The organism is Sneathiella glossodoripedis JCM 23214 (assembly GCF_000616095.1).
Classification (GTDB): domain Bacteria; phylum Pseudomonadota; class Alphaproteobacteria; order Sneathiellales; family Sneathiellaceae; genus Sneathiella; species Sneathiella glossodoripedis.
In genome coordinates this window covers 471171-482046 of sequence record NZ_BAMS01000002.1, presented here as the reverse complement: position 1 = coordinate 482046, position 10876 = coordinate 471171, and the positions used below count along the sequence as shown (strand labels likewise).

The 10876-nt window shown below is 46.2% G+C and carries 8 protein-coding genes and 2 pseudogenes; 3 read left to right on the top strand and 7 right to left on the bottom strand.

Annotation, left to right across the window (positions count from 1 at the left end; genetic code table 11):
• The first annotated feature begins 8 nt into the window (after window positions 1–8).
• Entirely contained in the window at window positions 9–1676 is a 1668-nt protein-coding gene (hutU, locus tag JCM23214_RS10440; protein ID WP_025898902.1) for a urocanate hydratase, read from the top strand.
• Between the two features lie 52 nt (window positions 1677–1728).
• On the opposite strand, the gene JCM23214_RS10435 is transcribed toward hutU, so the two are convergent.
• The 3 genes from JCM23214_RS10435 to aspS form a co-directional block, all read right to left on the bottom strand.
• Complete coding sequence (locus JCM23214_RS10435) at window positions 1729–2979, bottom strand: EAL domain-containing protein (protein WP_025898901.1); 1251 nt, start codon at window positions 2977–2979, stop codon at window positions 1729–1731.
• Window positions 2980–3065: 86 nt separating this feature from the next.
• A complete protein-coding gene (locus JCM23214_RS10430; RefSeq protein ID WP_025898900.1) occupies window positions 3066–3407 on the bottom strand; it encodes a PAS domain-containing protein in 342 nt (113 codons plus the stop codon).
• Window positions 3408–3513: 106 nt separating this feature from the next.
• Window positions 3514–5298 (bottom strand): aspartate--tRNA ligase, encoded by a 1785-nt coding sequence (gene aspS, locus JCM23214_RS10425; protein ID WP_025898899.1) that lies wholly within the window; start codon window positions 5296–5298, stop codon window positions 3514–3516.
• A 189-nt stretch (window positions 5299–5487) separates the two neighbouring features.
• Here aspS and JCM23214_RS24465 point away from each other — a divergent pair.
• A pseudogene (locus JCM23214_RS24465) lies at window positions 5488–5933 on the top strand (ribonuclease D); the annotation flags it as partial.
• Between the two features lie 6 nt (window positions 5934–5939).
• The gene (locus tag JCM23214_RS20240; RefSeq protein WP_234397694.1) at window positions 5940–6638 is read left to right on the top strand and encodes a ribonuclease D; all 699 of its coding nucleotides are present in this window, start codon (window positions 5940–5942) and stop codon (window positions 6636–6638) included.
• Here the strand turns inward: JCM23214_RS20240 and JCM23214_RS26690 are convergent.
• The 4 genes and pseudogenes from JCM23214_RS26690 to JCM23214_RS10405 all read right to left on the bottom strand — a co-directional run bounded on the left by JCM23214_RS26690 (window position 6622) and on the right by JCM23214_RS10405 (window position 10841).
• Window positions 6622–7032, bottom strand: a complete 411-nt coding sequence (locus JCM23214_RS26690) for a hypothetical protein (protein ID WP_369405896.1) — start codon at window positions 7030–7032, stop codon at window positions 6622–6624. The two genes, JCM23214_RS20240 and JCM23214_RS26690, sit on opposite strands and share 17 nt — an antisense overlap.
• A 185-nt stretch (window positions 7033–7217) precedes the next feature.
• Window positions 7218–8012, bottom strand: a pseudogene (locus tag JCM23214_RS26685) (Ppx/GppA phosphatase family protein); the annotation flags it as partial.
• Between the two features lie 162 nt (window positions 8013–8174).
• The gene (locus tag JCM23214_RS10410; protein ID WP_025898898.1) at window positions 8175–10328 is read right to left on the bottom strand and encodes an RNA degradosome polyphosphate kinase; all 2154 of its coding nucleotides are present in this window, start codon (window positions 10326–10328) and stop codon (window positions 8175–8177) included.
• Window positions 10329–10412: 84 nt separating this feature from the next.
• The gene (locus JCM23214_RS10405; protein WP_159104338.1) at window positions 10413–10841 is read right to left on the bottom strand and encodes a DUF2147 domain-containing protein; all 429 of its coding nucleotides are present in this window, start codon (window positions 10839–10841) and stop codon (window positions 10413–10415) included.
• Window positions 10842–10876 lie beyond the last annotated feature (35 nt).

Here is a 10876-nt window from a genome sequence, read left to right as displayed (position 1 = left end):
GACGATAAATGAACAATCCCCGTCATAACATCCGCGAAATTCGGGCACCCAGAGGAACAGAGCTGAATGCAAAGTCCTGGCTGACAGAAGCCCCGCTGAGAATGATGATGAATAATCTTGATCCAGATGTTGCTGAAAACCCCAACGAACTTGTGGTTTATGGCGGTATCGGCCGAGCTGCGCGGACATGGCGAGATTTCGATATCATTACAGATGAACTTAAAAAGCTTGATGAAGATCAAACTCTTTTGGTGCAATCCGGTAAAGCCGTTGGCGTCTTTAAAACGCATAAAGATGCCCCCAGAGTGTTAATTGCGAACTCTAATCTGGTTCCAAACTGGGCAAACTGGGATCATTTTAACAAGCTCGATAAAGCCGGACTAATGATGTACGGACAAATGACAGCTGGTTCCTGGATTTATATTGGCAGTCAGGGAATTGTTCAGGGGACTTACGAAACCTTTGTCGAGGCCGGACGTCAGCATTTTGGTGGAAATCTTGCTGGCAAGTGGATATTAACCGGAGGCCTTGGCGGAATGGGAGGAGCCCAACCCCTTGCTGCAGTAATGGCCGGTGCTTGCTGTCTCGCCGTTGAATGCAACGAAGAAAAAATCGATTTTCGTAAAAGAACCAGATATGTAGACGAAAAAACGGACAATCTGGATGAAGCACTTGAAATGATCAAGCGCTGGACTGAAGCCGGTGAAGCCAAGTCTGTTGGTCTTCTGGGGAACGCGGCTGAGATTTTTCCTGAACTTGTCAAACGTGGTGTGCGACCCGACTTGGTCACAGATCAGACTTCTGCCCATGATCCAATTAACGGCTATCTTCCATTAGGCTGGACGGTTAATCAATGGAACGAAGCGCGTCAAACTAATCCAAAACAGGTTGAAAAAGAAGCCAGAGCATCAATGAAAAAGCATGTGGAAGCGATGGTTGCTTTTTCTGAGATGGGAATTCCAACAGTTGACTATGGCAACAATATCCGCCAGATCGCATTTGAAGAGGGGTTAGAAAACGCTTTCAGTTTTCCGGGATTTGTCCCTGCCTATATTCGCCCCTTATTCTGCCGTGGGATCGGGCCATTTCGTTGGGCAGCTTTGTCAGGTGATCCGGAAGACATCCGTAAAACAGATGCCAAGGTTAAAGAGCTGATCCCTGATAACCCGGCGCTGCATAAATGGCTGGATATGGCTCAAGAGCGTATTGAGTTTCAAGGGCTTCCCGCCCGAATTTGTTGGGTTGGCCTTGGTGATCGTCATCGATTGGGACTGGCATTTAATGAAATGGTCAAAACCGGTGAGCTATCAGCCCCTGTTGTCATTGGCCGTGATCATCTGGATTCTGGCTCAGTTGCCTCACCAAACAGGGAAACTGAAGCCATGCAGGATGGCTCGGACGCGGTTTCTGACTGGCCCCTTCTGAACGCCTTGCTCAACACGGCTTCAGGCGCAACATGGGTCAGCCTTCACCATGGCGGGGGCGTTGGCATGGGTTTCAGCCAGCATTCCGGGGTTGTGATCTGCTGTGATGGTACAGAGGATGCAGCAAAAAGGATTGAGCGGGTTCTCTGGAATGATCCAGCCACAGGTGTCATGCGTCACGCTGATGCCGGCTACGAAATCGCCAAAGAATGTGCAAGAGAGCATGAACTCAATCTACCTGCCATTCTGTGATCTGAATGAACGGTCAGCGCTTGCACAGATCCAAATGTGCAGGCGCTGATTATTACGCCCACCCGGTTTTGAAACCCTGACGTTTTACATTCATGGTCACGGCACGGCGTTTTTTAGGCAGCACAATTTCGGGAACCGGTTTACCGAATAGCCATCCTTGACCGTGATCAGCGCCCAGGCTCTTTAAAAGAGTAAGTTGTTCTTTGGTTTCAACCATTTCAGCGATTGTTCCGATTTTCAGGTCAGCACACAATCGGATCATGCTTTTTAATATTGCTTTATCACGATCGTTATTCAGGACATCGCGCACGTAAGCCCCGTCAATTTTCACAAAATCGGTATTTATTGCACGAATATACTGAAAGGATGACGATCCTGAGCCCATGTCATCAAGTGCAACATGAATTCCTTTTCGTCGGAAATTTTGAATAACGCTATCGGCTCTTTTAAGATCTTTGACCTGAGTTGTTTCGGTAATTTCGATCCCAACGCTTTTGCTGACATCATTATTTAATTCAAACAACTGAGTAAGGGAGTCAATAAATGCGTCTGACTCAATTGAATGTCCTGATATGTTAATTGCAAGAGGCGGAATATCAGATCCCAATTTTCGGAAACCTTTTAAATATTCGAGCGCTTTCTTTGCGACCGCTAGATCCAGATCCAGAATAATTCCGACCTCTTCCGCGAATGTTACTGTTTCAAACGGAGATTCACCTTCTTTAAAACGGCATAACACCTCATGATGATGGACGCTTTCGTCCAGTAAATTGACGATTGGCTGATATACCAGACTAAAATCATGTTTCAAGAATACTGTTTTTAGGGATGAAATCCGGTTCATTGTGGATTCCATTCGACCTTGAAGACCGTCAGCCAAATTTTCTATATTAAAGTCGTTACCTTCATTATTAACAAAACTGTTGATAACGAACATCAGCGCATTACTTGCATTCTCTGAAGAGAGCTGACCTTTGTCCAAATCAACATTGCTGGACGCGACTTTTACACCATGACCAGGGGCAACATCCTCTGACAAATTTTCCACTTTTTCTTTCAGAACACTACTATCCATGGACTTTGGATGTAGAACGCCGTATTTGTCCCCGTCAATTCGCCCGGCTGAGTCTCCGCCATAGGAATAACCCCGCAAAATACTTCCCATTCGGTCAAAAAAATCGGACATTCCTGCTTCAGAAGTATTACTGGCCATCTCCCTTATATTTTCGAGATGCAGCAAAGTAAGTTCAAGATCCTGTCCTGTTTCAGCAGAAAGACTCAGTTGATCTTTTGCAAGGGTCATAAAATCGTTCTTATCTAGTAACCCTGTTTCCGAATCTCTGTTTACCGAAAGGGATTGAGCGGCAGGTAAGCCACTTACGTTAATTGTCAGATAAAGATGTCCATGTGAGCGAGGTAAAGAACAGGCACCGAGTATTGCAGACACATTGGTATTTTCCATCCGGGCACCAACAGGCTTATCCGCTCCCCTTCCTTCATATTTTTAAGAAGGTAAGACACCATACGACGATCAAGAGGGTCAAGCACATCGACAAACGGCGACCCCATGAGATCGTCCGCATCGCGGCCAGTAATTCCTTTTGCAGCGCCTGAAATAAAACAGATATTTGCAGACGCATCCAGCTCAATCAACAAATCCGCTGCGGCGAAGGAAAAGGCGACAAATCTCTCCTTGTCATCCCTCAGTTCATTTAATTTTGCGGTAGTCACATTAATACCCTCTAAGACGAGGGACTACCTTAGCGTCTCAATTCTTAAAAAAAGACGAATAAAAGCCCGAACAATGTCGGGCTTTTAACTTTTTATCGAATATGCGTTAGTCCTGAGGCTTTGGCTCTGGCATAACAGTGCGAATATGTAATTCCCGCAGATTCTTTGCTGGTACTGGCGCTGGTGCCTGCATCATCAAATCCTGAGCCTGCTGGTTCATTGGGAACAAAATAACCTCACGAATGTTTGGCTCATTTGCGAGCAGCATTACAATTCGGTCGACACCCGGTGCAATCCCACCATGCGGAGGCGCGCCATATCGGAATGCATTGAGCATACCGCCAAAACGCTCTTCAACAACACTGGCGTCGTAACCTGCTATTTCAAAAGCTTTGACCATTATGTCGGGGCGGTGATTTCGGATCGCACCAGAGGAAAGTTCGATACCATTACAAACGATATCATACTGATATCCTTTGATATCCAATGGATCCATTGTTTCAAGCGCTTCTAGTCCACCCTGCGGCATGGAAAATGGATTATGACTGAAATCAATTTTCTTTTCTTTTTCGTCATATTCAAACATGGGGAAATCAATCACCCAGCAGAATTTAAAGACGTCTTTTTCAAAGATATCCAGATCTTCACCAATGATATTGCGGGCTTTACCCGCAAGCTCAGCCGCCTTCAATTCCTTATCACACGCGAAGAAAATACCATCTCCGTCTGCGACGCCCGCTGTATCTTTAATTTTCTGAATACGATCATCATCCAGATTCTTTGCAATTGGGCCTTTTGCTTCACCATCTTTAAATATGATATAACCAAGCCCTCCCGCTCCTTCTTTGCGAGCCCAATCATTCATCTTGTCAAAGAAGCTACGGGCGCGGTCTCCCGCTCCTGGAGCTGGTATCGCGCGTACAACTGAGCCTGATTCAACTGCTTTTGCAAACAGGCCAAATCCGGAGCCACGGAAAATTTCGGTCACATCCGACAAAAGAATGGGGTTTCTAAGATCCGGTTTGTCAGAACCATATTTAAGCATTGCTTCATCGAACGGAATTCGCTCAAACGGCGTTACAACCTTACGGTCACCAGCAAACTTCTGAAAAACATTCGTAAGCACAGGCTCAACTGCGTCAAACACATCATCTTGCGTAACGTAGGCCATTTCGATGTCGAGCTGATAGAATTCACCGGGGCTTCGATCAGCACGTGCATCTTCATCACGGAAGCAGGGTGCAATCTGGAAATACCGATCAAAACCGGACATCATAACCAACTGCTTGAACTGCTGCGGGGCCTGCGGCAAGGCGTAAAACTGGCCGGGATGCATCCGACTTGGAACCAGAAAGTCGCGCGCGCCTTCAGGAGAAGATGCGGTCAGGATCGGTGTCTGGAACTCCATAAAGCCCTGTTGCTGCATGCTGTTACGCAATTCAGCGATAACCTGTGAACGCAGCACAATATTGTTGTGTAAACGTTCCCGCCGCAAATCAAGATACCGGTGGCGAAGTCGAATTTCTTCAGGATATTCCTGCTCACCAAAAACCGGCATGGGAAGATCATCAGCGGCTGATTGCAGTTCAAATTCCTTGATGTCGAGCTCAACCATACCAGTCGGCAGATTTGGGTTAATGGTTTCCTGGCTTCGGGCAACGACAGTTCCTGTGACCGTAATAACACTTTCAGCCCGAACTGCTTCTACTTCGGGAAAGATATCCACGTCATTTTCAATAACGCATTGTGTAATGCCATAGTGATCCCGTAAATCAATAAACAACAAATTGCCATGGTCACGCTTTCGATGGACCCAGCCGGACAACCGGGCTGTTTCACCAACATTTGTTTCACGCAATTCTGCACATGTGTGCGTACGGTAACTATGCATAAGATCTCTCTTGTCGATTATTTTCGGAGTTTATTCCAAAATGGGAATCAAAGGGCCTGTATTACATGCTTTTTAGGCAGACGCCAACCTTCCTTTATGCAATAAAATAATCTAACGTCCCTATTTGATCATTTTTTACAATTTTTACCCGCAGATTTGCGAAAACAACGAACAAAGTAACTGAAAATAATGCAGATTATCACCCAGACAGACCAGTTGGAAACGCTGTGCAGCCGACTTTCATCGCATCCCTTCGTCACAATCGATACAGAATTCCTGCGAGAAAGTACCTTCTGGCCCAAGCTGTGTCTGGTCCAGATTGCATCTGAGGATGAATCTGCAATTATTGACCCATTGGCAAAAGGCATCTCTTTAGACCCTTTATATCAATTGTTGCAAAATGACAGCGTGTTAAAAGTTTTTCACGCGGGCCGGCAGGATTTGGAAATTTTCCATCATTTAAGCGGTAATGTTCCAACGCCCATATTTGATACACAGGTCGCGGCAATGGTTTGCGGATACGGAGAATCTGTGGGCTACGACACCCTTGTATCCATCTGGCGGGAGCACGCATCGACAAATCATCCCGATTCACGGACTGGTCCAGAAGACCCCTGACTGACAGGCAGCTTGAATATGCCATGGCTGATGTAACACATCTGAGGACAGTTTATAAAAAGCTCACAGCCAGCTTGGAAGAAAACGGCAGACTCTCCTGGCTCACAAGTGAAATGAAGATACTTGAGAACCCGGACACCTATTTCATTCCTCCCGAAAATGCCTGGAAGCGTATTAAGACAAGAAACAATAAGCCAAGATTTCTTGCAATATTGCGAGAAATTGCCGCATGGAGGGAAAATCAGGCACATTTGCAGGATATTCCGCGCAATCGGATTCTTCGCGACGAAGCTTTGCTCGAAATTGCATCAAATCCACCCAAATCTGCAGAAAAACTAAGTCATGTTCGCGGAATAGGTAAAAAATTTGCCGAAGGAAAAATGGGTGCAGGGCTACTAGCAGCCGTTGCACAAGGTCAAGCTGTTCCAGACGAGGACTGCCCTGTTGTCGCGCAAAAGAAACCTCCCGTGAAAGGGCTCGGACCACTAACTGAATTGCTGAAAGTTCTTTTAAAACTCAAATGTGAAGAAAACGGCGTGGCTCAAAAACTGATCTGCAACTCAGCAGAACTGGAAAAAATAGCAGCGGACAGCAACGCTGACGTACCTGCCTTGCATGGTTGGAGATATGAGGTCTTTGGAAAAGATGCCCTCGCCCTCAAAGAAGGAAAAATTGCGTTCACAATAAAAGACAACAACATTCAGGTTATAGATCTTCCCTAATCCGAATGGAGTGAGATTTACCGAGGCAACCGGCCAATGCTGCAAGTCGATTGTTTACCTGCACTCCGAGCAGAGCAGACAGATCATCTGGAACTTCCAGTATAATCTCATTTTCTTTGGAAATGAGTTTGGTTCGCGGGAGAATACCCTGAGTACCACCACTTAATGAGTGAGAGAGTCGTAGAGCTAAGCCCAGACTCAAGGCATGCTGACGGGCTTCGTTATCCACAAGCGCCAAAGCGTCATCTGGAGCGTTTCCGATAAAGCTCCCTCTATATCGGGCGTAAACGGCCAATGCGATGATCGCCCGGCCTTTGTGCCCGATACCACTAAATGGCGCTCTAAATATACGCCTGAAAGCTTGTGGAGCCCTATAGTCAGGCTCATTGTCCAAGCAATGTCTGAAAGTGTGGCTGCCGCAAGTGCCAGCCGTTTACCTTTATTTCCCAGCTCGGAAAAAGCGTCACTCAACCAACTGTAAATTTCTTCGCCATGCTCAGCAAAGCGGCCTTCCTTTGCTGCCATATTTCTGCACGCTTCCAATAATGGATCAATTTTACGAACTGGTTTTTTCAGCTCTGAAAACAGCAATCCTTCACGAAGACCATTGGCCGAAAAAATCACATTTTTTGGTCGTGTGAATTGAAACAGTTGCTCCATTATTGTTGCTGCCGTTTTAAGAGTACCGGCTCGGGAGCTTTGGATATAGGGGTTTCGGTTAATGTCTTGATCTGAAAAGGCAAGAATTTCACGGATCAGACGCATTACCTCGTCATAAGGCAGTTTATAGTTATGGATGATGTTGAGAGGATGACCCGTTTTGCGAATATGGTATTTCGCCAAAGCCCGCCATGCACCGCCAACAACGTAAAAATTCTTGCCGGCGACCTTATCCAGCCAATCAACATCTTCAAACTGACTGTGTAGATAACTGATTAGTTCTGATTTGGTAAATGACATTCGCGACAATCGAAGAGCACCCAATGGAAGCGTAGAGGTATTTCCGATCTTGTGATCACCAACATTCACAAGCTCCAGACTACCACCGCCCAAATCGCCAACAAGCCCGTTTGCATATGGCATTCCCGAAAGAACACCCAGCCCGGCATAACGGGCTTCCTGTTTACCACTTAGAACCTGAACATTAAGGTCACATTCCTGTTCGATTTCGGCGACAAATTCTGCACCGTTCTCAGCTTCGCGAACGGCAGCCGTTGCGGCAACAATTACACGGTCAATTCCCATGTGATTTACCAGAAACGTATATCGCTGCAGCGCAGCCATCGCCTTTTCCATCGCTTCAGCATTTAACATGGACGATTGACCAAGGTCACGGCCCAACCCGCAAAGCACTTTTTCATTAAATTTGGGCATCGGAACGCGAACCGGCCCTTCAAACACCACAAGCCTGATTGAGTTGGAACCAATATCGATAACAGCAGTCATATTCTGCGAAGTTGCTACAACGGGATCCAGGCGCCGATCTCGGCTATCTACAATATCTTGCACTTGGTTTTACTCTTGCTGCCCAGTGATTTATGTCGGTGGTGTCAATTCCGGCACCGGCGTATCCACCTTTAATGCTTTTCCGCGTCCAGATAAAGATGGATTTGTCAAAAAATAGTTATGAGCGGAAAATGGATCCTTTTCCCCTGTTAGCCGGTGATAGCTCTCATCCGGTTTTAATATCCAGGTTTGCTGATTATCCTTCATACAGGCAACCATAATCTGGTCGAGTACTTGACGGTGAATTGTCTCGTTGGTCACTGGTACGAGAGTTTCGATCCTGCGGTTAAGGTTACGGGGCATCCAATCCGCAGAAGTTAAAAATACTTTGGCATCTGCAGACGGCATTTCCTTGCCATTTCCAAAGCACACCATTCGTGAATGTTCGAGGAAACGACCAATGATGCTTCGCACCTGAATATTTTCCGACAAGCCAGGAACCCCCGGACGCAAGCAGCATATTCCCCTCACCACCAGTCGAACGGAAACGCCTGCACATGAGGCTTTATAAAGGGCGTCAATAATTTGTGGATCAACCAATGAATTCAGTTTTGCCCAGATAGAAGCCGGTTTTCTTTCTTTTGCGAACTCGATCTCCCTGTCAATCATCTCCATGAGAGATTCCCGAAGATTATAGGGTGAGAGAAAGAGTTTGGACAGACCCACGGGTTTTGCGTATCCCGTAATATAATTAAACATCAAGGTCACATCCTTGGCCAAATCCGGATCATCCGTAAACATGGATAAATCAGAATATATACGGGCATTGACGGGATGATAATTGCCGGTACCAAAATGCATATAACTTTTCAGTGTTGTCCCTTCCCTGCGAACAACAACGGATACCTTGGCGTGGGTTTTCAGATCCAAAAACCCATATATGACCTGTGCGCCTGCTCGTTCCAGATCACGGGCCCATTTGATATTCGCCTCTTCATCAAAGCGCGCTTTAAGCTCAATCAGGGCTGTCACTGACTTCCCAGCCTCCGCCGCTTCAATCAGGGCTTTTACAATGGGACTATCTGCCGATGTCCGATACAAAGTGTGTTTGATTGCCACCACATCCGGATCAGCAGCCGCCTGACGCAGAAACTGAACCACAACATCAAAGCTTTCATATGGGTGATGCACGACAAAATCTTTAATGCTGATTGCATTAAAAACATTTCCCCCGGCCTCCCGCACGCGTTCCGGATACCTGGGCTCAGCCTGTTTGAATACCAGATCAGGCCGTTCATCGGTTATCATTTGGGAAATTTGTGAAATACCAAGGATTCCGTCCACCATAGTAATCGCTCGCGGGTCCGTTTCAATTTCGGCCGCTAGCAATTTCATCAGGTTTTCAGGCATTCCCTTGTCGACTTTCAGGCGAATTACGCTCCCCCTGCGCCTGCGTTTAAGAGCCGTTTCAAAAAGCCGAACCAGATCTTCGGCTTCTTCTTCAACCTCAATATCGCTATCGCGAATTACCCGAAATAGACCCGAGCCGACAGCCTTATGTCCTGGAAATAATTTGCCCAAAAACAGGGTAACCATCGTTTCCAGTGAAATAAAGCGGATCTGAGGGCCCGGCAGACGCACAAAACGCCGTAACGCCTGAGGTAGGGGAATAAGCGCTTTTAGACTGGACTCCTTCTTTTTGGCTTCCATCTCCAAAATCATTCCAAATCCCAGATTTTGGATAAAGGGAAAAGGATGCGAAGGGTCAATGGCCATAGGCGTTAAGACGGGGAATACCTGCTCCTCAAAATAAGTCTGTAGCCATTGTTTGTCTTCATCGTCCAGATCGTCGATGGATACAAGGGATATTCCTTCGGCCTCAAGCTCTGTTAAGAGTTGCTTCCAAACTGTTTGCTGATGATCCATTAGCACGGCCGCCTTGGCATCCACCTGCTCCAGATTCTGGGCTGGCGTCAATCCATCCGGGCTTAGTGTCGATATGCGGGCGTTCACCTGTCCCCACAACCCTGCTACGCGGACCATGTAGAATTCATCAAGATTTGATCCGGAAATTGATAAGAAACGGAGGCGCTCAAGCAGTGGATGGTCCTTGTTTTCAGCCTCTTCCAGCACTCTGCCATTAAAGGACAGCCAAGAAAGCTCGCGGTTAATAAAACGATGTTCCGTCGTCAAATCAATACCCGCAATATCCATATCCATGTCTACCGGTTGAGGTGAATTCATCAAGGGATCCATTTCAATCTATGAAGCAACTAATCTCCATTATACGTTAATTATCACCAATTTATGACAGGCCCCGAAGAAAATTCAGTCTTTAAGCCGTGTCCAGGTTTGTTCTTTGCAAATAAATAATACGCAACCACTTACATTTAAGGTGTTTTCATCCATCAAAACCATTTCAGAACTGTAAGTATTCCCATCTTCAGGATTATATATTGTTCCATCGTCCCATTCATTTTCACTCACTTTTTCCAGATCTTTAAGTATCTGAATACCTTCAATGGGTCGATTACGCAGACTTTCATCCTGATTATTTATATCAAGCTTTGGCGTCCCTTTTTCAGTGTTGGGCTCTTTTAGCCAAATAATCTTGCCGCAATATTTATTGCCTTCACAAGCTGAGATTTCGACGTGACTCTTTCCCTCAACAGTCTCCCACACGCCGGTAACATCATTTGCCATGGCTCCAGAAATAAAGAAAACGGAGGTCAACGCTCCAAATAAAAATGCCCGCATGCTCATAACCTTCCCTCATTGTTGTTTCCAGCAAT